Source organism: Neptunomonas sp. ABH4_499, assembly GCF_056160565.1.
Genome location: NZ_JBSWXK010000009.1, coordinates 107,729 through 133,002 on the forward strand (window position 1 = coordinate 107,729; position 25,274 = coordinate 133,002).

Annotated in this window: 22 protein-coding genes; 8 read left to right on the top strand and 14 right to left on the bottom strand. The window is 48.7% G+C overall.

Annotated elements, in window-relative coordinates; genetic code table 11:
- Positions 1-385 precede the first annotated feature (385 nt).
- Both ACXAF9_RS11060 and ACXAF9_RS11065 read right to left on the bottom strand, forming a co-directional pair.
- Positions 386-1,690, bottom strand: coding sequence for a M18 family aminopeptidase (locus ACXAF9_RS11060; protein ID WP_475074015.1), 1,305 nt, complete (start codon positions 1,688-1,690; stop codon positions 386-388).
- Positions 1,683-2,252 (bottom strand): FKBP-type peptidyl-prolyl cis-trans isomerase, encoded by a 570-nt coding sequence (locus ACXAF9_RS11065; protein ID WP_475074017.1) that lies wholly within the window; start codon positions 2,250-2,252, stop codon positions 1,683-1,685. Before ACXAF9_RS11065 ends, ACXAF9_RS11060 begins: the two co-directional genes overlap by 8 nt.
- 169 nt (positions 2,253-2,421) lie before the next feature.
- Here ACXAF9_RS11065 and ACXAF9_RS11070 point away from each other — a divergent pair, with 169 nt between their 5' ends.
- From ACXAF9_RS11070 to ACXAF9_RS11085, 4 genes are all read left to right on the top strand, one after another.
- On the top strand, positions 2,422-4,509 hold the full coding sequence (locus ACXAF9_RS11070; RefSeq protein ID WP_475074021.1) for a carboxy terminal-processing peptidase: 2,088 nt from the start codon (positions 2,422-2,424) through the stop codon (positions 4,507-4,509).
- A gap of 42 nt (positions 4,510-4,551) precedes the next feature.
- Positions 4,552-5,337 (top strand): hypothetical protein, encoded by a 786-nt coding sequence (locus tag ACXAF9_RS11075; protein WP_475074024.1) that lies wholly within the window; start codon positions 4,552-4,554, stop codon positions 5,335-5,337.
- Positions 5,338-5,519: 182 nt separating this feature from the next.
- Entirely contained in the window at positions 5,520-7,202 is a 1,683-nt protein-coding gene (gene rpsA / locus ACXAF9_RS11080; RefSeq protein WP_475074026.1) for a 30S ribosomal protein S1, read from the top strand.
- A gap of 92 nt (positions 7,203-7,294) precedes the next feature.
- Positions 7,295-9,163: a M48 family metalloprotease gene (locus ACXAF9_RS11085; protein WP_475074028.1), complete on the top strand. Its 1,869-nt coding sequence runs from the start codon at positions 7,295-7,297 to the stop codon at positions 9,161-9,163.
- Here the strand turns inward: ACXAF9_RS11085 and ACXAF9_RS11090 are convergent.
- The 8 genes from ACXAF9_RS11090 to ACXAF9_RS11125 all read right to left on the bottom strand — a co-directional run bounded on the left by ACXAF9_RS11090 (position 9,160) and on the right by ACXAF9_RS11125 (position 15,235).
- A complete protein-coding gene (locus ACXAF9_RS11090) occupies positions 9,160-9,597 on the bottom strand; it encodes a YcgN family cysteine cluster protein (protein ID WP_475074031.1) in 438 nt (145 codons plus the stop codon). The two genes, ACXAF9_RS11085 and ACXAF9_RS11090, sit on opposite strands and share 4 nt — an antisense overlap.
- Entirely contained in the window at positions 9,597-9,884 is a 288-nt protein-coding gene (locus ACXAF9_RS11095; RefSeq protein WP_475074032.1) for a YcgL domain-containing protein, read from the bottom strand. Before ACXAF9_RS11095 ends, ACXAF9_RS11090 begins: the two co-directional genes overlap by 1 nt.
- A 4-nt stretch (positions 9,885-9,888) precedes the next feature.
- Entirely contained in the window at positions 9,889-11,064 is a 1,176-nt protein-coding gene (gene rnd, locus ACXAF9_RS11100; RefSeq protein ID WP_475074034.1) for a ribonuclease D, read from the bottom strand.
- A gap of 12 nt (positions 11,065-11,076) precedes the next feature.
- Positions 11,077-11,676, bottom strand: coding sequence for a recombination mediator RecR (gene recR / locus ACXAF9_RS11105; protein ID WP_475074037.1), 600 nt, complete (start codon positions 11,674-11,676; stop codon positions 11,077-11,079).
- A 7-nt stretch (positions 11,677-11,683) separates the two neighbouring features.
- Entirely contained in the window at positions 11,684-12,013 is a 330-nt protein-coding gene (locus tag ACXAF9_RS11110) for a YbaB/EbfC family nucleoid-associated protein (protein ID WP_475074041.1), read from the bottom strand.
- 17 nt (positions 12,014-12,030) lie between these two features.
- The gene (dnaX, locus tag ACXAF9_RS11115; RefSeq protein WP_475074044.1) at positions 12,031-14,088 is read right to left on the bottom strand and encodes a DNA polymerase III subunit gamma/tau; all 2,058 of its coding nucleotides are present in this window, start codon (positions 14,086-14,088) and stop codon (positions 12,031-12,033) included.
- A 129-nt stretch (positions 14,089-14,217) separates the two neighbouring features.
- Positions 14,218-14,766 carry a DUF411 domain-containing protein gene (locus ACXAF9_RS11120; protein WP_475074046.1) on the bottom strand — a complete coding sequence of 183 codons (549 nt, stop codon included), beginning with the start codon at positions 14,764-14,766 and terminating at the stop codon, positions 14,218-14,220.
- Between the two features lie 46 nt (positions 14,767-14,812).
- On the bottom strand, positions 14,813-15,235 hold the full coding sequence (locus ACXAF9_RS11125) for a hypothetical protein (RefSeq protein ID WP_475074048.1): 423 nt from the start codon (positions 15,233-15,235) through the stop codon (positions 14,813-14,815).
- Positions 15,236-15,520: 285 nt separating this feature from the next.
- Between ACXAF9_RS11125 and ACXAF9_RS11130 the strand changes: the two genes are divergently transcribed.
- The 4 genes from ACXAF9_RS11130 (at position 15,521) to ACXAF9_RS11145 (ending at position 22,072) form a co-directional block, all read left to right on the top strand.
- Positions 15,521-17,344: a putative bifunctional diguanylate cyclase/phosphodiesterase gene (locus tag ACXAF9_RS11130; protein ID WP_475074050.1), complete on the top strand. Its 1,824-nt coding sequence runs from the start codon at positions 15,521-15,523 to the stop codon at positions 17,342-17,344.
- A gap of 48 nt (positions 17,345-17,392) precedes the next feature.
- A complete protein-coding gene (locus tag ACXAF9_RS11135) occupies positions 17,393-20,476 on the top strand; it encodes an ATP-binding protein (RefSeq protein ID WP_475074052.1) in 3,084 nt (1,027 codons plus the stop codon).
- Positions 20,477-20,633: 157 nt separating this feature from the next.
- Positions 20,634-21,518, top strand: coding sequence for a DUF4347 domain-containing protein (locus tag ACXAF9_RS11140; protein WP_475074054.1), 885 nt, complete (start codon positions 20,634-20,636; stop codon positions 21,516-21,518).
- A complete protein-coding gene (locus ACXAF9_RS11145; RefSeq protein WP_475074055.1) occupies positions 21,518-22,072 on the top strand; it encodes a tripartite tricarboxylate transporter substrate-binding protein in 555 nt (184 codons plus the stop codon). Before ACXAF9_RS11140 ends, ACXAF9_RS11145 begins: the two co-directional genes overlap by 1 nt.
- Before the next feature lie 16 nt (positions 22,073-22,088).
- Here ACXAF9_RS11145 and ACXAF9_RS11150 read toward each other — a convergent pair whose 3' ends face one another.
- The 4 genes from ACXAF9_RS11150 to ACXAF9_RS11165 all read right to left on the bottom strand — a co-directional run bounded on the left by ACXAF9_RS11150 (position 22,089) and on the right by ACXAF9_RS11165 (position 25,074).
- Positions 22,089-22,616 carry a TFIIB-type zinc ribbon-containing protein gene (locus ACXAF9_RS11150; RefSeq protein WP_475074057.1) on the bottom strand — a complete coding sequence of 176 codons (528 nt, stop codon included), beginning with the start codon at positions 22,614-22,616 and terminating at the stop codon, positions 22,089-22,091.
- Between the two features lie 171 nt (positions 22,617-22,787).
- Positions 22,788-23,126: a DUF3325 domain-containing protein gene (locus ACXAF9_RS11155; protein ID WP_475074060.1), complete on the bottom strand. Its 339-nt coding sequence runs from the start codon at positions 23,124-23,126 to the stop codon at positions 22,788-22,790.
- Positions 23,123-24,775, bottom strand: a complete 1,653-nt coding sequence (locus tag ACXAF9_RS11160) for a PepSY-associated TM helix domain-containing protein (RefSeq protein ID WP_475074062.1) — start codon at positions 24,773-24,775, stop codon at positions 23,123-23,125. The genes ACXAF9_RS11155 and ACXAF9_RS11160 overlap by 4 nt, the downstream gene beginning before the upstream one ends.
- Complete coding sequence (locus tag ACXAF9_RS11165) at positions 24,772-25,074, bottom strand: hypothetical protein (RefSeq protein WP_475074064.1); 303 nt, start codon at positions 25,072-25,074, stop codon at positions 24,772-24,774. The genes ACXAF9_RS11160 and ACXAF9_RS11165 overlap by 4 nt, the downstream gene beginning before the upstream one ends.
- Positions 25,075-25,274 lie beyond the last annotated feature (200 nt).

The window sequence follows — 25,274 nt, forward strand, 5'->3', positions numbered from 1 at the left end:
CCTAATATCATTTCATCGGATTCTAACTAAGCAAGGAAGCTTTACTATGAACAACACCTGTCCGGCCTGCAATCAACTTTTAAAACACCACGACGGTGAAGCACACATCGGTTTAAAACTGATCAGCAAACTTCCTGGTAGTCATCTCTTCAAATGCAACCAATGCCAAAGCTACCTGCATTACCATCAAAACGTATGGGAAATGCTACTGGAAGGATTGAGCCAAAACCAAAAGCCTCTCGTGCACGTTGCTTAATGCCTACTGAGCAATCGTTTGTTGCACCCCTTAAGGCTTCGAACCACCAGTAACATCGCTTTCTAGAATCCGCTGTTTCCGAATCTGGTAAACGGGTCGCTATGTTTAGCGACCCGTTTTTGTGTTGGATTAAACAGACTCTGTTTCTAAAAACGCCGTTAAGATCTTCACCGTCGATACCACATCTTTGGTACCTGCCATTTCACGGATGGAATGCATACCAAATTGCGGAACCCCGATATCCAGCGTTTTGACACCCAGTTCAGCCGATGTAATCGGACCAATCGTACTGCCACACGCCATATCAGAGCGCACCACAAACGACTGTGTAGGCTCGCCAACGGATTCTGCGATCAATTTAAATAAAGAGGCTGTCACATCGGTTGTTGCGTATCGTTGATTGGCGTTGATTTTGATCACAGGTCCCTGATTTAGCAATGGACCATGATTCGCGTCGTGTTTGTCCGAGAAGTTCGGGTGGATGCCGTGTGCGTTATCCGCCGAGATCATCATTGAGTGCGCCAGTGTTCGACTAAAATCCGCCTTACCCGCCAGGATCCGCTCTAGGCAGTGCTCAAGCATAGGGCCTTGCGCCCCAACTGCACTCATGCTGCCGACCTCTTCATGATCATTACAGACCAGTAATTGGCCGTAATCAGAATCCGACGACAACAAGGCTTCCAACCCCATAAAGCAACTGAGCAGATTATCCAAACGTGCCGACGCCAAAAACTCCTCGTTTAAACCAATACGAGCAGCACCTTGGGTATCGTAAAAGCACAGATCAAAGTTGAGCACCTCTTGAACATCTTCACCTTGGCCTTGAAGATAATCTTTTAACCACACTCGGAAATCGGGCTTTTCATCGGTTTGACCTAGCAAAGGCGGCAAATAGGTTTGCGCATTGATGGACCGTGTGCTGTTCGCTTCGCGGTCTAGGTGGATTGCCAAGCTTGGAATAATCGCTACGGGCTTTTCAAGATTAATTAAGCACGAACTCAAGCCAGTACTGGATTTAAAGCTGACACGACCGGCCAGCGAAAGATCACGGTCAAACCAAGGGTTAAGAAGAACACCGCCGTACACCTCGACACCCAGCTGCCAATACCCTTGACGATGTAGGTCTGGATTGGGCTTTACTTTTAAGCACGGTGAGTCGGTATGCGCGCCAATCATTCGAAAACCGGTTTGCTCTACAGGCTGGGCCGGCATTTTCCAGGCGATAATACTGGAGCCGTTACGCGTCGTAAAATACGCCCCGCCAGCGTCTAAGGTCCATTCGTCTTTTTCATCTAATGCGACAAAGCCAGCACTTGTGAGTCGATCTACCATTGTATTAACGGCGTGGTAAGGCGTTGGCGATGCATCCAAAAAGTCAAACAAACGCTCTAGGGTAGCTTGGTCGTTTGGGTTCAATGAAGCGGTGTTATTCATGCTGGTTTCCTGACTGGGTCTGCTTGTCCAGAGTCTGGAAGCCGACCAACTTGATGTGATAAATCAGAGCTGAGTTTGCAGGGATGTCCGTGGAAGGACTGGTTGCCCCATACGCAAGCTCTGATGGTAAATAAATAATCCAATGATCGCCCGGGTGCATCAGCATAAGCGCTTCACGCCACCCTTTAATCACTTTGTTCAACGGAAAGGTCGAAGGTTTAGAGGCACCTAAGGTATTAGCGAACTCATGCCCATCAATCGTAGTACCTTTATAAAAGACATCCACCTGATCACCCAAACGCGGCGACGTTGACAGGTCACTCGCTTGCTCGACGACTTCATACTGAAGACCCGATGCTGTGGTGATAACCCCTTCGCGCTTGGCATTATCAGCCAGAAACGCATCACCCGCTTTGCGCGTATCATCATTTAATGCTTTGTCGATCAGGGATTTTCGAAACTCGGCCTCTTCCTGTTCGGAGCGCCCGTCAGAGCACGCAATCAACAGACACGAGATAACACCAATGACCAGTGTTTTCTTGGAGAAATGTCGAATAGGCATTGAAAATCATCCCTGTCAGGCTCATAAATTGTAACAACGTATTGATTTTACATTAACAGAACCACTAGCTACACTCGAATGACAGGCAAAGGGAACATTGATTTGCACCAACTGTCTTAGAGTTAAGTCACAAGTTCAGTTATATCGCCACAGCCGGAAGTAAGCTCCTATGAACAGATCACTACAAGCCACGTTATTGGCGTTTACCTTAGTGCCGAGCGCACTGTTTACCTCAACAGTCGCATTGGCAAAAAGCGAATTGCCGGCTTTAGTGCCCGACAAGGTTCAATCAATGACTTTGCAGGAGATCACAGCGCGCCTGAGCTCTGGCCATTACAACAAAATTGTTCTGAATGACCGACTTTCAGCTGAGATTTTAGATACCTATCTGAACAATCTTGACCCTGCGCGCAGCTACTTTTACCAATCTGATATTGATGAGTTTCAAAAATACCGTTCCCAGTTGGACGATGACATCATCAATGGAGATCTTGAACCGGCTTACTTGATCTACAACCGCTTCCAACAGCGCTCTAGCGAGCATTTAGATGCGGCGATCAAACGCTTACAGTCTGACGAACCTTTTACGTTCGATGTCGATGAAACTCTCGACATCGACCGTGAGGATGATCCTTGGATGCAAAGCAAAGCCGATATGGAAGATCTGTGGCGCAAACGCATCAAAAGCAACCTGCTTAACTTAATGCTGGCGGACAAAACCGAAGCTGAGGCTCGTGAAACGCTGATCAAGCGCTACACCAATCAACTCAAACGACTGGGCCAAACTAACTCTGAAGACGTGTTCCAGCGCTTTGCTAACGTTTATACCGAACATTTTGACCCGCACACCTCGTACTTTTCACCGCGTGGTAGCGAGAACTTCAAAATCAACATGAGCCTCTCACTTGAAGGTATCGGTGCTGTTTTACAGAGCGAGAACGATATGACTAAGGTCGTTCGACTGGTACCGGCTGGCCCTGCGGACAAAAACGGTCAACTGAAACCGGCTGATACCATCGTAGGCGTTGGCCAAGGCAAAACCGGCGAGATCGAAGATGTCGTCGGCTGGCGTTTGGATGACGTTGTGGATTTGATTCGCGGCCCGAAAGGCTCCACGGTTCGTCTTGAAGTGATCCCTAGTGACAGTAAAGACAACAGTCTGCGCAAAACCATTGCCATTGAGCGGAACACCGTCAAGCTTGAAGAACAAGCCGCGCAAAAACGTGTGATCGATGTAACGCAAAACGGCGTTTCACACAAAGTCGGCGTTATCGAGATCCCGACCTTTTACATTGACTTTGCTGCATTGCAAAGCGGTGATCCGAACTACAAAAGCACCACTCGTGATGTCGAAAAGCTGATCAACGAGCTGAAACAAGACAACGTCGAAGCGCTAATTGTTGACCTTCGTAACAACGGCGGTGGCTCACTGAGAGAAGCCAACGAGCTGGTAGGCTTATTCATTGACCGAGGCCCAACGGTTCAGATCCGTGATCCGAACGGCCGTGTCGATATCATGGGCGACTTTAATCCCAAAGTTGCCTACGACGGGCCGATGGCGGTCATGGTTAACCGCCTAAGCGCCTCAGCTTCCGAAATTTTCGCTGGCGCCATTCAAGACTATGACCGCGGCTTGATTGTAGGCGGCCAAACCTTTGGTAAAGGTACAGTACAAACGCTGCAGCCGATGAATCACGGCCAGTTGAAACTGACCCATGCGAAGTTCTACCGAATCTCTGGCGAGAGCACTCAGAACAAAGGGGTTATGCCGGACATCGCTTTCCCTAGTCTTTACGACACCAGCGAAATCGGCGAAAGCGCGCTCGATGGTGCATTGCCTTGGGACAGCGTAAAGCAAGCACGCCATGGTTATTATGCCGAGCTCGAACCTCTGAAAGGCGAGCTGGCTAAACGCCACCAAATCCGTGCGGATGTGCAGCCCGACTTCGTTTTTATGCGCGAACAAGTCTCCTACTTGATGAGCAACAAAGACGACGATCTTTTGCCATTAAACATCGAAGCACTTAAAGCTAAGCGTGATTCCGCCGAAAAATGGCAGATAGATACTGAAAATCGTCGCCGTGAGGCCAAAGGGTTAAAACCGATCGAAACCCTAGCCGACCTTGACGATGAGCAGCAAAAGGACAGCTCTGGCCGTGCCATTACGCCCGAATCAGAAGCCATGGTTGAAGAGACCGCGCGCATTCTGATGGATGTGATCGACCTTGAAAGCTCGTTCAAAACCGCCTCAAAATAAGCGCCCCTCCCTCTTTGGGGCGCAAGCCCCAAGGAGTACTGCATGAGCAGCGAAAAAAAACCGGCTATTCTCATCATCACCGCGGTTATTGTATTGATCGCCTTAGGTGCCGGTGGTTTTCTTGTCTTCAAAGCGATGGATCAAACCGCACAAAACGCGAAAGAGCTTGAGCAGTTTGGTTATGAAATGGTGGCCTCTTCAAAAAGCTTTGAGACCACAGGTGAGCTTGGTGCAAAGCAACTCCCCCCTACGTTCGATGAAAGCAATCTCCCTCCGACTCAGAAAGTGATTAGAGGCCTTATGGGCGACAAAGACACTTTGATGATGGAGAACAGTACTTTAAGAGAAGAGATTGAACTTTTAAAAGCTGAAATAGCGCAACTCGAAGAGTACAAGCAAATGAATGAACGGTTTGCACCTGCTCGCTTAGAAGATGAACTCAGCGAGGTCGAACGCCAAGTCAAAGCGTTTTTGATTCGAAACCCCGATGCCGATCGCTTCACAACCTTACAAATCGAGACCATGGCCGCGGCCGCCGCTGCGGAGTACAAAGATTACATCACTCGCAACCGTTTGATGCTCTCTGAAGACCGTAAACAGGCTTTGATTGCGAACCACCTCCCTGGCTACGCATTTTGCGTCGGAGATGGCATAGAGGTGGCCGCCAACTCGCCTCAAGAAGCGCGTCAGTTGGCCATCTATTTCCGCACCGATGATCCAAGTGGCTTATCGACCGCTCTTATGCAGGACCTAACCACCGTCATAACCCCTTGTCAGCAATCCTTTCGCAGCCAAATGGACCAAATCGACAGCCAAACTGCCGGTTGAGGGTGTTTTATTCCTTTACACGCTGTATAATACGCGCTCAATTTTCTAGATGATGGGGTCGTGCACCAGCCTTACGGCCCCCTCGTCCATTAACTAGACCCTGCAAGCTGGTGTTGCAGGTATGTGCCAGGCGTTATCACCTTTTTCTCAGATAACCCTAGGCCCAACGATAGGACACTTTCATGAGCGAAAGCTTTGCTGAACTGTTTGAAGAATCATTAAAAGACATCGATATGACTCAGGGCGCCCTGGTCATTGGTGAAGTTGTAGACATCGACAGCGACTGGGTAACAGTTAACGCTGGTCTGAAATCTGAAGCCGTGATTCCTCGTTCACAGTTCCTGAACGATGCCAACGAACTTGAAATTCAAGTCGGTGACAGCGTTAAAGTATCTCTGGAAGCCGTAGAAGACGGTTTCGGTGAAACTAAACTGTCTCGCGAAAAAGCGAAACGCGCTGAAGCATGGGAAATCCTGCAAGCGAAGTTCGACAAAGAAGAGACTGTTAACGGTTTCATCAGCGGTAAAGTTAAAGGTGGTTTCACTGTTAGCATCAACAACATCCAAGGCTTCCTGCCAGGCTCTCTGGTAGACGTTCGCCCAGTACGTGATGTTGACCACCTTGAAGGTAAAGAGCTGGAATTCAAACTGATCAAGCTGGACCAGAAGCGCAACAACGTTGTTGTTTCTCGTCGTGCCGTTCTGCAAGAAGCAAACAGCGCTCAGCGTGACGAAATCCTGGCTGCTCTGGAAGAAGGTCAAGTAGTTAAAGGCTTCGTTAAGAACCTGACTAACTACGGTGCGTTCATCGACTTGGGTGGTGTTGACGGTCTGTTGCACATCACTGACATGGCTTGGAAGCGTATCTCTCACCCATCTGAGATGCTGAACCCAGGCGACGAGATCTCTGTTAAGATCATCAAGTTCGACAAAGAAACAAACCGTATCTCTCTAGGTCTGAAGCAACTGTCTGAAGATCCATGGGAAGCGATCAAAAACCGTTACCCAGCTGGCACTCAGTCTAAGGCTCGCATCACGAACCTGACTGATTACGGCTGCTTCGCGTCTATCGAAGATGGCGTAGAAGGTCTGGTACACGTTTCTGAAATGTCTTGGACTAACAAAAACATCCACCCATCTAAAGTTGTTCAGATCGGTGACGAAGTTGATGTAATGATCTTGGACGTTGATGAAGAGCGTCGTCGTATTTCTCTGGGTATCAAACAGTGCACAGTTAACCCATGGGTTGCTTTCGCTGAGCAATACTCTACTAACGACAAAGTATCTGGTCAGATCAAAACCATCACTGACTTCGGTATCTTCGTTGGTCTGGAAAACGATCTGGACGGTCTTGTACACATGTCTGACATCACTTGGGAAGGTGATGCAGAAGCAGCTCTTCGCCAGTACAAAAAAGGCGACGAAGTTGAAGCTGTTATCCTGTCTATCGATGCAGAGAAAGAGCGTATCTCTCTGGGCATCAAGCAACTGGATAGCGATCCATTCGCTGAGTACCTGCAAGCTAACGAGAAAAACACCATCGTTAAAGGCACAGTAACAGCTGTAGACGCTAAAGGCGCTACTGTTGAACTGGCTGAAGGTATCGAAGGCTACCTGAAAGTTTCTGAAATCAGCGCTGAGCGCATCGAAGATGCGACAACGGCTCTGAAAGCAGGTGACGAATTAGAAGCTAAGATCGTTAACATTGATCGTCGCAACCGCTCTATCGCACTGTCTATCCGTGCGAAAGACCAAGCAGACGAGAAAGCCGCTCTGGCCGCTGTACGCAGCCAAGAAGTTGAGACCGCTGGTCCTACAACTATCGGTGACCTGATCAAAGCTCAAATGGCTAACCAAAACAACTAATCTTGTTTTAGGTTGATCAAAAAAGCCGCTGTTTTTACAGCGGCTTTTTTATATCTTAGGACAATTAATACACAGCCAGACAAGGATACGTTATGGCGATTAACACTGAAGAAGAGTTCATTTCCCTCGTTCGTAAAGCGGAAAAGGAAGCCCAAAACCGACCTAAACTATACCTGCTCAAACTCGCCCTTTTTGCATGTTTCGGCTACGCCGTTATCTTACTCACCTTAACGACATTGCTCGGCATGACAGGCGGGTTAATTCTATTAGCGATTTTTAGCACCGGCATCTTTTTGCTATTGGTTAAGAAGAAACTCATTTTTGTTTTAGGCTTTGCTATTTGGGTACTCATAAAGGCCTTATGGGTCCAACTACCAGCCCCCACTGGCTACAGCCTAAAAAGAAAAGACTTTCCATCTTTATTCAAAGAGTTAGACAGCCTAAGCAAGCAGCTAGACGCAATAAAAATCCATGAAGTCATATTGGATCGCAGCTACAACGCAGCCGTTGTACAACACCCTCGACTGGGTGTTCTTGGTTGGAACAAAAACTATCTCATTCTTGGGTATCAATTGCTGATGGGTCTTAGCCCTGAACAAATGAGAGCCGTACTGGCGCATGAATTTGGTCACCTATCAGGAAACCACAGCCGATTTTCTGGGTGGATTTATCGAAACCGAATTAGCTGGGCCAGAGTCATGGACGCCTTCTCGAATGAACACTCATGGGGCGGCTCGATGATGCGTAAGTTCTTTAATTGGTACTCACCAAAATTTGACGCCTACTCCTTTGCATTAGCCCGTAGCAATGAATACGAAGCCGATGCGATCTCAGCTCAGCTAACCTCGGCTAATATTGCAGGACAAGCCCTGCTGAATGCGTATGTCGCAGCGCCCTATGTTGAACAGCACTATTGGGATGATTTTTTTAAACAAGCTGATCACTACACAAAACCACAGACTCCTCCCCTCGAAGGCCTCCAAGCGTTTCTACAGAGCACCTGCATTGACAAAGAAGACATTAAAGAGCATTTAAATACGGCATTAAATGCAGAAACCCATTATGCAGACACACACCCTTGCCTTTCCGATCGACTCAAAGCGCTTGGGGATACGCAAAAGTTTCAGTTGATGACTTCATTTGAAGTCAGTGCTGCGCAGGCATGGCTTGGCAATAAGAACAGTGACGTTTTAAGCGATTTTGATCAAGAGTGGTGGCAGGAAACCCAAGAGCGCTGGGAAAGTCGTTTTGCTTATTCACAAGAGTCACTTAAGGCTTTGAGCGAATTTGATGAATGCATCGCCGAAGAGCTCAGCGACGATGACCTCTGGAAATTCGCTTACTTGACCCAAGAGTTTCGCTCATTAGAGCAAGCACAACCCCTGTTCCAGATGTATCAATCTCGATACCCCAAAGACAGCGATGCTGCCTATTACATAGCTCGCTATCAGATGGATCATGATCTCGAAGCCGCTATGCTTCAGTTCAAAATTGCTCGTCACGACCCTAGACTGATTGAAGCCTGCGCCCATTTAGGCTTCCAACTATTGATGACTCAAAATCAAGAACAAGAAGCCAACCAATGGTGGCAAGAGTGCGTTAGCATCAACCAAGTATTCAATGAAGCTAAAGAGGAAAGAGCGTCCGTCACACTTAGGGACACCCTCAATGAGCCTAGTAAAGATCAGCAACCACTTCTTGAAAACTTAATTGAGCAGCTAAAGGCGCACAAGCGCGTTAAAAAGGTTTGGATTGCCGAGAAAGCCGTCTCACATTACAAAGACGACCCTGTCTATATCGTGGCTTTTACTTTGCGCGGTTTAGCATTTTCGTATGACAAAGCCGAAGATGAGCTTAGGAATGCGATCCGTCACTCAGCTTCTGTATTTATCGTCGCTAAAAGCGGCTCTCATAAAAAGCTTGCAAAAAAGGTCATCAAATCAGGAAAGCGGGTGATTTAATCGATCACGTAATCAACGAAATCATCTTCGGTGATTTCGTTGTCTTTCACCTCATAAACACTGATGACGGAAGCACCGGCATCAATGACTGAGCGACTTTTACCCGAGATCAAAGGGTGCCATTCAGGTAATTCTTGCCCTTCATAGATTAAGCGGTAGGCGCACGTTGGCGGTAACCAGTGGAACTCAGCTACATCCTGCGGGCGAAGCTTAACGCAGCTTGGCACAAGCTCCGTTCGTTTTTCATACTGAGTACAACGGCAGTTATCATCCATTAGATGACACACTACCGTGGTGTAAAACACCTCTTCGGTGTCTTCATCTTCAATTTTATGAAGGCAACACAGAGCACAACCGTCACACAGCGATTCCCATTCACGATCGGACATTTGCTCCAAGGTTTTGGACTTCCAAAAGACGGTATCCGCGACCATTAACGCACACCGGATTCAGGGCGATCTTTGAAGAGATTCAACATATAGTCGTCTTTTGGGGGTGGCATTTGAAGGTAGAAGCCTTGCTCTTTAATGCCATCAAGTACCTTGTCGATATCCACTCGTGCCAGAGCACGCTCTTTGTGAAGCGGCATATCCATCACATGGATGGCATTACCAAAGCGCTCCATCAGAGCCTCTGGTACCTCTTTTAAGCCCGTGCGCTTGTCCACATAAAGATACATTTCATCTTTGCGGGAGCTTTTATAAATACTGCAAATCAACATGGGATTAATCCTGTTGTTCAAATAACTCTAATTGCTCAAGCAACGCCTGACCAATGATCTCTTTGCGCCAGCCTGCTAAGCCTTCGGGTAGCTGGTACGCACCAAACCACTCTCGACTACGCACTAAAAGCTCTAGGTCTTTCTTTTTCAGCATAAGCTCTGGGGCAATCCCCTTTTGCTCAGCAGCAGTCCTAGCCATCGCTTTCAGCTTTTTAAGACGCTTATTCCAATACACCGGTAGAGGCCTTGGTATTGGCTCGACCGGATTTTGCTCGGCGCTTTGTTTGGCGTTGCTTAGCATTTCAAGAATGGTGTCGCCGTCCTCTCGAATCACTTTAGAGCGTAATTCAGGAATGCGCGACAAATCCAGGCGGTTTCTGGGCCAACGCTGGATTAGGGTCAAAAGCGATTGATTGCGCAAAATACGGTTGCGCGGAACATCGCGCCCTCGACTTTGCTGCTCTCGCCATGCGGTCAGATCACGCAAGGCCGCCATCTTATGATCCGGCAAGCCCCACATTTGGCTAAAGCGCAGGTAGTACTCAAATCCGGTTGGGTCTTGATCCTCTACGTGCGCCAATGCCACTTGCGACTCTTCTTCAAACCAACCCAGCACACCTTTCTCGGTAAGTTCGGCCGCAAGCTTTTGGCAAAGCGCCGGTAGGTAGGCGACATCTAATGCGGCGTACAGCTCTTGGTCGGCGCTTAGCGGACGTTTCAACCAGTCTGATGTGGTTTCGCCTTTGCCAAGTTGCACACCCAGTGCCGATTCTACAAGGCGCTGCAAACCCATGGTAAAGCCCCACCCAGCAAAGGCTGCGGCCAGCTGAGTATCAAAAATCGGAGCCGGTATCGCACCTAATGAATGGTTGAATAACTCGAGGTCTTCACTGCCCGCGTGGATGATCTTAAGTACGCTTTGGCGATTGAACACATTCACCAAGGGTTCAAAGTCGGTCACGCTGAGCGGGTCAATCAGATAACAACGCTGATCATCAGCGACCTGAATTAAGCCCGGTATCGGGTAGAAGGTATCGACTCGTTGAAACTCGGTATCAATAGCAATCATAGGCAACGTCAGCCAATGATCGCAGTAGGTCAGCAACTCTTCATTAGTACTGACATACACCGCATCTTGGGCAGCCTGCTCAAGTTGACCCCAGTCATAAGGATTGGACATGCAAATAGCCCCTTAAAGTGTCCTACGGCCGGCCAGCGCGTGAGCCAGCGTGCCACCATCAACAAACTCCAGCTCCCCACCAACAGGGACTCCGTGAGCGATGCGCGTAATTTTTAAAGAAGGATGGTTCTTGAGCTGTTCAGCAATGTAATGCGCTGTGGCTTCCCCCTCCACCGTTGGGTTGGTTGCCAAAATCAACTCATGAAGGCCCGCTTCATCCACACGACGAAGCAACTGATCGATACCAAGATCATCCGGTCCTATGCCATCGATCGGTGATAAATGACCGCCCAACACGTAGTATAGGCCAGCGTATCCACCGGTCTGCTCAATAGCGAGCACATCCAAAGGTGACTCAAGTACACATAAGCTTTTATGGTCTCGTCCACTGGATGAGCAAATTTCGCATATAGGTGTTTCACTTAAGGTGTGACACATTTCGCATTCAGACACTTGCTCGCACGCCTCTTTAAGGGAGTGCGCCAAGGTAAGCGCTGAATCACGATCGCGCTCAAGCAGATAGAATGCCATGCGCTGAGCCGACTTTGGCCCAACACCTGGCAAACACTTAAGCGAGTTGATTAACTGCTGAATTAAGGGGCTAAACGACATAAGACTCTTAGAATGGCAGGTTCATACCAGGGGGTAAGCCCATACCGCCAGCAACAGAAGACATCTTCTCTTTGCTGTACGACTCTACTTTGCGAACCGCATCATTGATGGCGGCCGCAACCAGATCTTCAAGAATCTCTTTGTCTTCTTCCATCAAGCTGTCGTCCAACGCAACGCTTTTCACATCGTGACGACCGTTCATCACAATCTTCACAAGGCCTGCACCGGATTCGCCAGTAACTTCAGCGTTTGCGATTTCTGATTGGACCTTTTGCAACTCTTCTTGCATTTTTTGGGCTTGTTTCATGATGTTGCCCATACCGCCACCTTTAAACATGCTAATACCTCACTCGCTCAGTCGATGGGAATAATCGTTTCTTTCAGGATGGTTGCCTCAAACTGTGCAACCAAGCTCTGTACTGTGGAATCTTGTTCAAATGACGCCACCGCTTCAGCCAACCGCTCTGCCCGTTTACGTGCAAAGTAAGCTCGCGGTGTTTCTTGTGTTTGCGCCTCTTTGAGGAATTTTACCTCAAATTGCGCCTTAAAATAATCGACCAATGCTTCTTGGATACGTTCCTTATGAACGCCCGAAAGCATGGCTTCTTGTTCTTGGGTGTAGTGAAACTCGATCGCAGTATCGGTTTTGACTTCCAGTGATAAACTGCCGGCTAAGCTCGCCGTCATGCCTGTTAACCCTAAATGGCCTACTACATGAACCCAATCGCTTAACTGAAAATCGCCCCACGCTACCTGCATTTCTGGCGTTACTTCAACAGCAGGCAGTTCGGCCTCCTCTTTTGGTAACGCTGTTTCAACAGGTGCCACCGTCGCCGAAGTCAAAGGCGACAGGACCGCAGGCTCAGACTTTTTTGCTGGGCTGTACGCGGGCTCCTCCGTATCCATCATCGGAGGCATATCATCATAGGTCGGAGGCGGAATCTCCTCTTCCCAAGGTGGCACATCCTGCATCTGAGGCGGCTGAGCAGGCTTTGGCTCTGATGCCGATCGCATCGGCTCTTCAGGCATAGTGGGTATTGTAGGGGCAGGCGCAGCACTCGATTCTGGCCTTAAAGACACAGACTGGATCGACGCCCTAGTGGGTGCCGTTTCTTGTACTGCCTCTTGAGCCGTATTTTGTACAGGCTCCGATATCGTGGTTTCCGGTACTTGTTCAGGCACCGAAGACGCTTGAGCCGCAGTCGCAACATGAGCGCTCTGTGTTGACGGTGAAGCAGATGCAGACGACGCTGGTGTTGGTGCAGGGCTCGTTGATGCAGAGTTCGTTGATGCGTTGCCTGCAAGCTGGATCGGTTTGGCAGACTGATCCGCTGGTCTAAACGCCAGCATGCGAAGCAACACCATCTCGAGGCCTTCACGGGCGTCCGGTACAAACGGCAAGTCCTTACGACCCATCAACGCGATCTGATAGAACAACTGAACGTCTTCGGCGGACAACTGACTCGATAGGGATAATATATGTTCTTGATCGCCTAAGCTGTTGTCCACCGCCGCAGGCAGTGCCTGTGCAACAGCAACGCGGTGCAAGACACTGATCAAGTCCCCTAAAACCGTCATATAGTCGGGCGAGAATTGCGCTAGCTGAGCCACAGCATCCAGCAACTGACTTGGGTCGTGCGCGGTGAGTGCATCCAGCATACGATAGACCAATCGCTGATCAATCGTCCCCAGCATCGCACGCACATCGTTTTCGATCACAGAACCTGCGCCAAAGGCGATCGCTTGATCCGTTAAACTTAAGGCATCACGCATCGAGCCATCCGCCGAGCGGGCCAATAGCCAAAGAGCCGGTTCTTCAAACTGGATCGACTCTTCACCCAGAACAAACTGCAAGTGCTGTACGATCCGCTCTGGGATTAAATTTTTAAGATTAAACTGCAAACAACGCGACAAGATGGTGACAGGCAGCTTTTGCGGATCGGTTGTGGCCAGCAAAAACTTAACGTGCGGAGGTGGCTCTTCGAGGGTTTTTAACAGTGCGTTAAACGAGTGTGTCGACAGCATGTGCACCTCGTCTATCAAGTACACTTTGAAGCGCCCATGCGTTGGGGCGTACTGCACGTTTTCGAGCAGCTCGCGCGTGTCTTCCACTTTGGTACGCGATGCCGCATCGACCTCGATCAGGTCAACAAACCGGCCTTCAGCAATCTCTCGGCAGGCACTGCACTGACCGCAAGGCTCTGAAGAGATACCCTGTTCACAATTTAGCGATTTGGCAAACAAGCGAGCGATGGAGGTCTTACCCACCCCGCGGGTCCCTGTAAACAAGTACGCGTGGTGCAAACGCTCCTCGTCGAGCGCGTTTACCAAGGCTTTTAGGACATGCTCCTGCCCTACCATCTCGGTAAAACGTTTAGGACGCCATTTTCTGGCAAGGACCTGATAACTCATAGCTCGCTCGTACCTAATCTTGAAGATCGCTAATGCTACCGATTATCAGGTGTTCATGCCAGTAAACTGGCCCTCGCCCATAAGAAAAAGCCTGCAAAACAGCAGGCTTTTCTTGATCATAGCAAAACGTTAATACTGCTCATCTTGCTGATTGATCATGGCATAGACTTGGTGGGTCCCATCTTTCATCAAAACCACCACTGGGTAGGGCGAGAAACGATCTCCCATCTCCATACCCGGACTACCCGCAGGCATACCCGGTACCGATAAGCCAATGGCGTTTTCAACCGGCGTCTTTAGGAACTGCTCGACCAGTTTAGCCGGAATATGCCCTTCAAACACATACCCATCTTGGGTAACAGCCGTATGGCACGAACGGTATTTAGGACCAATACCCAACTCCGTTTTTAAACCGGCCAAATCATCGGGGTGTTCACTGGTTAAGGAAAAACCGTGTTGTTCTGCATGGGTGATCCAATCGGAACAACAACCGCATGTAGGGCTTTTATAGACAGTCATCGCCTGACTTAGGGCGGATGTTTGCGCATCCACGCCCTTAGTCTGTTCCGCCTCGGAGGATTCAACGTCCGTACAGGCCGAGAGGACTACAGCAAGCCCCATCACACTGACTAAAGGACATTTTTTGAGCAGACGCGCATTAACAAATGTGAAAAACATAGAACAATCCTAATCGTTTAAATTGAGTGTAGAACCAAGGTAACGACTAGAGTTTGGGTGGGCGATCTATGCCGGATAAGTGTGCATTGGCCAGATCAAATCGCTGATCGACCATCGGCGTATCGGAGTCATTTAACGCCCCTACCTGCCACATAAAAGGCACCACTGCGGAATGGGTAGCGTGCGATAAACTGCACAGAGTGGCATGCTCCGAACATCCCTCTTCGCAGTGCACAGGTTGAGTATTCATCGAAGCACACTCGACTGATAAGTCAGCCGCGCCGTGACAGCTGTGCTGCTCGTCACCCGCGTTTGTCGCCATTGTCATGGTGGTTACGGACGACGTTTTTGCCCCATGCGCAAGCGTCGAGGCAGCCACTGGCATTACCAGCAGCGACCACGCCATCACACATTGCAGCAAAAGCGCCATAAGGCGTCGATAAGTTCTCATGGCGGTATTAAGCCACATGCTCCTGTTTACGTGAAGCCTTTTAACCCTGTTTATACCCACTTCAGTTACAAAACAACTCACAAAATTGACGCGCCTTTTTTATAGTGGAGTACTTCAATAAACAAGCAATTTAGACTGTATTTTTATTCACACTTACTGGTATCTTCTTGAATGGAATTTCAAATACGGTTTTGCGATAAGAACACGAGCTTGAAAGCCAGCAATGTGTCATTTTTGATCAAGTTAATCGGAAAACTTACGCTATAGTGTCTTAGATAAGAAACAAACTCAGGGAGAGATGTAATGACCGCCAAGGTGCTCATTGTTGATGATATACCCGATAACATTGACCTGTTAAGGCGCGTTCTGTCTCCGCTGGATTGTACAACCTTGGTGGCCACCAACGGTCTTCGGGCACTTGAGTTAATCGAGAAGAGTCGACCTGACTTGGTGCTTCTCGATGTCATGATGCCGGAAATGGACGGCTTTGAAGTCTGTCGACGACTGCGCGAAAACCCCGTAAATCAGGACTTGCCGATTCTATTCGTCACTGGACGTCAGGATGATATCCGAATCGGTTTTGAGGCTGGCGGCAACGATTACATTACAAAACCCGTTAATACCGATGAAGTGCTGGCCCGAGTAACCCATCACCTAGAGCGGGTTCGCTTGTTACATGACCTTAAAACGTTAAATATTGAGTTAGAAGATAAAGTCCGCGAGCGCACTGCAAAACTGGCCCTAACCAATCGCCAACTGCGCGAGGAAGTGCACGAGCGGCGCTACATGCAGGATCGGCTGCGCTACTTAGCGGAGCACGATTTTGTAACCCGCCAATACAACCGAAATGCATTGGATGCCCACATTACCGATGTAATTGCCAAAGCTCAGCTAGAGCAACACAGCGCAACATTTTTGCAAATTGATCTGGATCGATTTCGCTTAATCAACGAAAGCTGCGGCTGCGTCGCGGGCGATGAATTACTGCGCGAGTGCTCGGAGTTAATCGCGTTGTGCTTAGGGCGCGATGATTTCTTAGCCCGCATTGGTGGCGACCGATTTGGTTTGGTGACGATTAATCGATCGGTCGAATCAGCACAATCCCTTGCGCGGTTGATTAAAGAACAGTTTGCCCAGTATCGTTTTCATTGGGAGGACCGAGAGTTCTCTATTGATGTTACGATCGGTATTCTTGCCATCGATCAACGCATACAAAGCTTCGAACAGCTGCTGATTATGGCCGATGAGTTACTCTATTTGGCCAAAAAAGAGGGGGGACACTCCATTCGTCTGTATGACGAGGAAACCACACGCGTTGTGAACGAGCAAAGACGCATTAACTGGGCTCTGAAATTACTGGATGCCTTGAAATACGATCATTTTGAGGTGTTTGTTCAACACATAGTGCCCTCTGATCAAAGTATCGATCGCACCAAAGTACGCCTTGAAGCCCTCATTCGTTTAAACGACCCAAAGCGGGATCACGTCCTAACACCCGATCTATTTATGCCAGCCGCGGAGCGGTTCAACTTAATGCCCGGCATAGACCGGTGGATGATCGATCACGTCTGTCAGTTCATAGGCGCCCACCCTAAGCTTCAAGTCAAACTGGACAGTATCGCTATTAACTTATCGGCCACCACCCTCACAGATACTCATTTGGCGGACTTTGTCGCCGCGACCATCAATCAATACGGCATTGAGCCACGCTTTCTCTCTTTTGAAATTACCGAAACCGAACGTTTCATTAATTTAGATGTGGCTAAAACAACGCTTAATGCCCTGTCCGAACTTGGGTGTGCGTTATCCATCGATGATTTTGGCAGTGGCTATGCGTCGTTCAACTATTTACGCGAACTGCCGTTTAATGAAATAAAGATTGATGGCGTGTTTATCAAAGATCTGGATATATCCGACGCCAATCTTACGATGGTCAAATCCATACTGGACATCGCTAAACAACTGAATAAACCCGTGGTTGCCGAGTTTGTTGAGCGCCATGAGACCTTGGAAGTACTCAATCAACTCGGTGTTTCTTGGTGTCAGGGGTACCTTTTCCACCGCCCCGAACGGTTAACTCCGGATGTGATCGTGCGTCTGTTAGAGCCACAGTCGTCCATTGCCTAGAGGTGTTACGTGCGTAAATGTCTACTTCTGAGCCTTGTTTTCGGACTCATGTGTTTTACTCTACTGGGTAAAACACAGACCTATGCTACACCGCTGGATCAATTTACGCCCACACCAAAAGAGCAAGAATGGCTAAGCCAACACACGGATATTCGCTTCACGGGTGATCCAAACTGGCTTCCTTTTGAGGCCTTTGAAGGCGATCAATACGTCGGCATAGTCGCCTCCTTCCTTAAAGAATTTGAAGATCGGCTTTCTGTACAAAAGCCCTTCGAGCGCATTCCCAGTGATTCTTGGTCCCACACATTAGCCATGGCAGAGCAAGGCCAGGTCGATGTGGTATCCGGGGATTTGGCCGATGAGAATCTGCGCCGTACCCACACCTTTACCGAACCTTTTTTACGCTCCCCTTTGGTCATTGTCAGTTACGAGATGGGCAGTGCCGTGAACGACCTTAACGCGTTGGGCGATGACGCCATCGGCATCATCAAGGGGTATGGCTATACATGGGATTTGTGGGAAGCCTATCCGCAAACCAACATGATCGAGGTCGCGGATGTCAGCGACGGTCTGGCTAAGCTTGAATCCGGTATGATCCGCTACTTGGTCATGACCCAAACGCTGGGGCAGTTTACTTTGGCTCAACACCCAAACAATACACTGCACATCCGCGGCCAACTGCCCATCACCGTTGATTTAGGCTTTGCCGTCAGAAACGATTGGCCAGAGCTTTTGGCGATGCTTAATCGCGTAATTGCCTCCATTCCGCCTCATATGCAGCACCAAATTGCTCAGACGTGGTACCTAAATAACGCTGACCGATTTACGGACTATTCTTCTTGGTGGACGTTAGCGAGTATTTTGATCATCGCTGTATGTGTTTTACTCGGCTGGGTATACACGCAGCGTCTTCAGCAACTCAAGATACAAGACCAGCGCAAAAACTACGCCGATGCCCTACTAGGGATTAATGCTGGTGACTGGTGGATTTCGCTGCCCAATCAAGCCTTACATGTATCCGAAGCCTTCTTATCCCAACTGAATGCGGCCTCCCATCGAATAACGCATCTGAATGATCTGATTAACGTCATCACGCCACAAGATCAGCCAAGCGCGATCAAAGCGTTTGATACCCTGCTTACGGGGCATACAAGCCTTGAACTTGAATGCCGCCTAAAAGCGAAAGATCAGAGCGTCATCTGGGTTAAGATCAAAGGCAAAGCGATCAAGCATCACAAGGATGGCACAGCGAGCCGAATATCGGGGATCATCGAAGACATCTCTGACCGCAAAGCGCACGAGCTTGAACTAAAACAATTTAAGCAATTTGCCCATCACTCAAGCCAAGGTATGGGCATCGCGGGCTTTGATACCCAGATCCATTACCTGAATCCAACCCTGATGCAGTGGTTAGAAGGGACACTTCTGACAGATCATGAGGTAAAACGATGCCATATCGCGCAGTACTACCCAGAAAAATACCACGCTTTTTTAAAAGACACCGTTTTCCCAACCATCTTGAAGGAAGGCTATTGGAAGGGTGAGCTTGAGCTGTTGGCCTCAGATGGCACCACCATCCCCACCTATGAGACCTTCTTCTTAATTCGTGACGAAAACGGTAACCCTGAATTTTTTGGCGATATTATCATCGATATGTCGCTGCAAAAAGCCGCTCAACACGCACTTGAGCACGCCAAAATCCAAGCGGACCAAGCAAACGCGAGTAAATCGACCTTTTTAGCCAATATGAGTCACGAGATTCGAACGCCACTTAACGCCGTTCTCGGGTACTCTCAATTGCTTTTGCATGACCCAAGTTTTAACGAAGAGCAACAAGGCCAGCTACGACGCATTCAAACCGCAGGTCAACGCTTGTTGAGATTGATCAATGATGTATTGGATCTATCTAAAATCGAGGCGGGCAAACTCACTCTGAACAATGAATCGTTTGATCTGTTTCAGGAGTGCGAAGACATCGTTCACCTACATCAAGCCAAAGGTGAAGAGAAACAGCTCTCGGTCGTTTACGAACCCGAAATATCCCCTAACGAGTGGGTTTCCACAGACCGTACCAAGCTGGGTCAAATCCTATCTAATCTTTTAGATAACGCGATTAAATTTACGCCCAATGGCCGTGTCACCTTACAGGTAAAACGTACCGGTGATGAGATTTCGTTTTTGGTAACGGATACAGGCCCTGGCATCAGTTATGAAGATCAACGCCAGCTCTTTAGCCCCTTTGTCCAAGGCCAGTCGGGTAACCAGCAAGGTGGCACTGGGCTTGGACTGGTCTTATCCCGAAGGCTTGCAGAACTCTTAGGTGGTTTATTAAAGCTCAACAGCCAGCAATCACTTGGCACACAAGTGTTGGTTAAACTGCCGTTACCGGCAATCAAAGATAGCACATCGACAACCGAGGCATTAAAACCCACCACCCAAACGGTTCATCAACGAGGACTGACCGCCTTGGTGGTTGAAGATGATGAGATGAGCCGTGACATTTTAGTTCAAATACTCAACCGAACCGGCTTTAAAACCTACGTTGCACACTCGGGTAGACAAGGCATCGAGCTGGCTTATTTACGCCAGCCGGATATCATATTTACCGATATTCGAATGCCCGAGATGGATGGGGTCGAAATGTTACAAAGGTTACGTACACAATCGTTCACGCGTGACTTACCCATCATCGCGGTTTCGGCCTCGAGCTTAGAGCATGAACGGCGCTTTTATCTGGATCAAGGATTTGATGATTTTGTGGGTAAGCCGGTCGATTTCAATGAGCTGATACGGGTCATTCAAGAGCATTTGCAACTAACGCCAGCAAGTAACCTCCAAAACCCAAATAACCCTATAAAAAACAAGGTTGAATCTAATTTATACCCGGAGTGCAACAGTCAGGCCCAAAACAAAGAAGTGTTATCTAAAGGTGACATTTTTCATCTTGAGAGTGCCCTTGATGCGGCCCAATCAGGTGATGTCGACCAAACAGCCCTGCATTTTTCCAACATCAGTGATCATCTAAACGGCCACCTTAGAAGCACTGTAGATCAATCACTTAAGCGATATGACCTAGAGACGGTATCGAATGCCATCAGCCGCTACCTTACAGACCACTCAAATTCAACCTAAGTATTTTTAAAAGAGAGGGTTTTCACCTAATGGAATGAATTTATTTCAGCGCCATTTCGGGTGAAAAACGACCAATCTCGACTAACTTTAATTTATGTCAAAGTAATTTAGTCGGGTATTAATTGCGTCGAATCGTCTCATTTTGGAACGCCGCATCATGTTTGATGCTGCCCTTATTGATACTGCAGCATCGGAAGCCGCATCTGATTCCTCGGCCAATAGCCCTGATTCACAAGATACCTCGCAAGAGAATCAGAACGACCTTGCGATAGCTTTGGGCCACCAAGACCCAGCCAACAGCTTGTATGTATTCGACGGCAACCTTCCTGATCTTCAAGCCCTCACCAGCGCGGTCCCCGAAGGGGCTCAAATTCTGATATTGGGCGCCGAAGACGGCTCATTGAATGACATTGCAGCTTACGTTGAAGGGTTGGATCAACCGCTCAGTGCCGTTCACATTGTTACCCACGGCAGCGACAACCAGCTCCAGATTGGTAACGATCTGCTGACATCCGAAAACCTGCTAACCGACTACGCAGATGCACTGAACATCCTATCCAGCCACTTGAGTGAATCCGCTGACATACTGATTTACGGCTGTGATTTTGCCGCAGGTTCCGACGGTTTAGACACCCTTGAAGCGTTATCCAAAGCCTTATCTGCGGATATTGCTGCCTCCGACGACGTTACCGGCGCTAGTGGAGATTGGGACTTAGAGGTACAAAGCGGAAACATTGAAGCTGAATCCCTTTCTGTAGAAGAGTGGGACAATAACCTTCTCAACCTCTTCGCGCCAGAGGCATTACCTGATGTGCTTGTTCTCGATGAAGATACCAGCGCCACCATTGATGTCACTGCTAATGACATCGATCTTGATGGCGATAGCATCATCGTAACTGATGCGCATGCATCGTTTGGCGTTGTCACCATCAATCCTGATAACACGCTAACTTATACGCCCGATGAGAACTACTTTGGTGTCGATACCATCACATACACCATTGAAGTCAGCCAAGGCGCTGAGATACATTGGATGAACTGATGGACTGGGTCATTGAGAACCCAAGTTATCGATATGTGGGTTTTACCCAGCACGGATCACCCGGACACATTGCCCAACTTAAATTAGCGCGGTCTAAACGAATCGCGCTACTGCCTCAGGCCTACCGTGACACCTCTATGCTGACGCAAGACCTCAAGGATCGAACGTTGGCCATCGGCATGGTTTCGACCGGTAGTGCTCAAGATTTATTCGCCAACGGGTTTTTACGACCGATCGCCGTAACCAGTAAATTTCGACACCCGGCCATTGGTTGGGAGCAGATTCCAAGCATGTACGAGCTGGGTTTAAAGGAGTTTGATATCAGCGGCTGGTATGGCTGGTTTATCAGTTCATTGACTTCGGGAACGATTCGCCGTGAGCTCTACAACAACATGCAAAATATGTTGTTTGACCCCGATTACGAGAATCTTATTCTTGCCCGTCAATTTAAGCCGGTTGTAGCGCATAACGTGATGATTGCCGACCGAATTCGAAACGAGCTTTCACAGAATCGAAGCTACATAAAAGACTATAAAATCGGCCGTATTGGATAATACGGCCCATCAATCATCAGTGGTTTTGGTGGAACAATATCCGGATCAGATCTTCTTTTTTGGGATGATCGTTGATCCACTGGGTAATCCGCTCGGCCTCTTGATAATCCAGTTCGCCCAACAGGGCTTGGTTTCGAGCACGTTGATCGGCCTCGACACGGTCCTGTCGGATCTTGCGTTGCCATGGCTCAGTAAAAATTTTGGTCAGTTTATCTTGCATCAAGAGTGCACCTAGCAACTGCCATTCACCCTCATCTAGCCAAGCTTCATCGCAATGCGTGCACACATCAATGAAGTTTTCATGTTCATCGCAAATTTTATACTTGAGCATAAAATGCTGGCACTTGGAGCAGATTAAGGCCCCTTTTCGATCTTCTACTTCCATAAGTTCCGGAAGCTCACAATCGGGCATGTTTTCTCGCCATGCACGATAAGAAAGAAGATCGATCAAGACACCCTCGCAATGGGTGCACTTACGCGCCATTAAACTCGGTTCGAGCTTAACGGGCTTTAAAAGCGTTAACTGACAGGCTGGACACTGCATAACATTCCCTATTACATGCATTGGAGCAACACGAGAGCCGCGTTGCTTTGTTTACTGGCACGGTGGTCATATCCTTATGAGCCGAGTAAAACAATGAACTTGTGTTTCTTTAAAGAGGCACTTTAATCGCATGTTCGGTCTTGGACAAGTGTTTTTGATTTGTCATTTCCATTAAAGCGCTTTGGTAATCACGAGTTTTCGGGTGACGCCAAGGTATGTCCAGACAGTTGAATACAGGCGTGGCAGAAAATTAACCAGTAAAACGACCATCAGTGCCCCAAGCGTAATCATCAAGAGCCACGCCATAATGCCGATTCCGACACCCCAAGTGAGTATCGGAAAAGGCAGCGAGACAAGCAATGTAACCCAAGCCATAGATTGGTAGAGATAAAACTCAGCCTTTGGTATCTGCTTTGTGCCGTAAAGCTTACGGTAGTGCGCTTCACTCGATACCGAAAAATGCATAAAGCTGATAAAGCTTAAGATGAAGACCACGATCAATGTCATCATACGGCCACCCCCTCTTTTTTGAAGCTTTTGGGGGCTCGGCGTTGAGACGATGTGGCCTTGATCGCTTGTTTTTTACGGATGTAAATCGCACCGGTGAAAAACAACACGCCCAGTAACAAGCACATGCCATCGAAGCTTAGGCGAAGTGCATCGGCGTGCGATACCGCATGCCAAAGCCCTACGGGTGAAGTCAGTTGATCCAACACCGGTAGCGCCGTAAACAGCGCGCCACAAACAAAGAGCTGGTGCAGCCACGCACCTCGGTTTCGGAAAAACAAAGCGTGAACCAACGCAACCATCCAAGCCATAAAGAAGCCGTTGATCTCCCAATCTTGTCGACTTGCAAAATCAGCCGGTAACAGGCGGTTTAGCCAGAAATACACAGCAACCGCCCCACACAACCCGGTAATACTGGCGATGTTCAAAGTGTTGACCAACTCAAAACCCACCCTGCCCATCTGTTTTTTAGCGCGCTTAGAGGCCCAAAGGATAGACCCCGTCCCGACCATCAAGGTACCCATAACGCCCGAGATAAATAAGCACCAACGAACAATGGAATCGGCAAAGCGCGCTTCATGCAGCGTACGGAACACGCCACTTGCGGCCGTGAAGAACGAAGAATCCGATGTTTTCAACGCCTCTTGCCCTGTGATCTCCCCATTCGCTGAGAAGGTCACCGAGTCACTGGAGCCTCGCTCGGCCAGCAACACATCACGCTCTGACGAGGTAAACACAAAAGAGGCCGCTTTCTGTAAAGGCTGATGTATTTGAATCCGCTCGATACTGGCATCCAGTTGTGTTTGGGCATTCTGCAGCATCGCTTGCAGTGGCGGGGTTGAGAGTTCACGCGTTGGGCGGTTCTCGCGTGCTTCGGTAGGTCGCTCCCGTGCTTCTTGATTAGCCATCGGACGATTAGCGCCGCGCTCGCGCCCACCCTGCGCCATTTGATTGGCTTGATTGGCCTGCGGTGCTCGCTCACCACCGCCCCCTCGGGTGTTCTCGGTCCAGAAAATCAGGCTCGATGATAAAAGCAGCAAGCCCGAAAAGGTGATCATCACATGGAAAGGCAAAGCTAACACCGCGGTAACGGCATGCGCGTCCCCCCACCCCAGCGAGCGTTTTTGAGTCCGGAACGAGAAGAAATCACTGAAAATCTTTCGGTGCATAATCACGCCACTGATCAAGGCAATGAACATACACATCGTGGCAATTTCGACCAACGTGCGGGAAAAGCCGCGCGGCAAGCCATACAGCTCAAAGTGGAAGCGATACAGGAAGTCGCCACCTCGGGTTTCACGCTCATTGATGGGCTCGCCCGTGGCGGCATTCAACACCTCTTTAGGGCCACGACGACGCTCATTTACGCCCTCTTCCTGCCAGTTTAAGCTAACGGTGTTATTACGCGCCGATGGGAGTGAAATATCCCATCGGTTTGCATCAGGTGCGACCTCTTTTAGTCGGTTATAGGCTGTAACAAGGCTCTCTTGTGTCAGGTAGGAACCATGGCGTTCTGGTGTCATCCAGTGGCTGATTTCGGCACGAAAATAGGAAAGCGTACCGGTTAGGAAGATCGCGAACAGCAACCAGCCGAGTAAAATGCTGCTCCAGGTATGGAGCCAAATCATCGTCCGTCGTAGTGGTCCTTTCATACGGTTTGCCCTCCAATGGCCCACCAGGCCCCCCACACGGCAGCACTGACAACAACCGCTACGACAAAGGCTTTTTTCAACGAGTTAATCGAGAAGAAGGTCACGATGCAGATCGCATAGTACAGGAAAAACAGAAAATGCACGGCGGTTCGCATCTCGCGCTCCGTACCTCCGGCAAAATGTGCGCTTAGCAAACTTAAGCCTGCGGCGAGGCTATAGCCCCCTACCACGGCCAATAAAATACGCAATAGGATCGGCACCCGATCAAAAAGAGCAGCCCTGCTTCGTTGTGTGGTCATTCGTTCTTATTCGCTTATTTTTTCTAATAGATGAGAATGATTATATTTTTAATTATCATCCAAGACGAGTGGCCCTTTGTTAAGATTTGTTATTTACTCAACAAGTGCACGGCTTTCTGCGACACGCCTTATCATTTCTTTACAATTATTAATTGATAATTGCTTTTATTCTTATTTACCAAAGAGAATCGGTTTGTAAT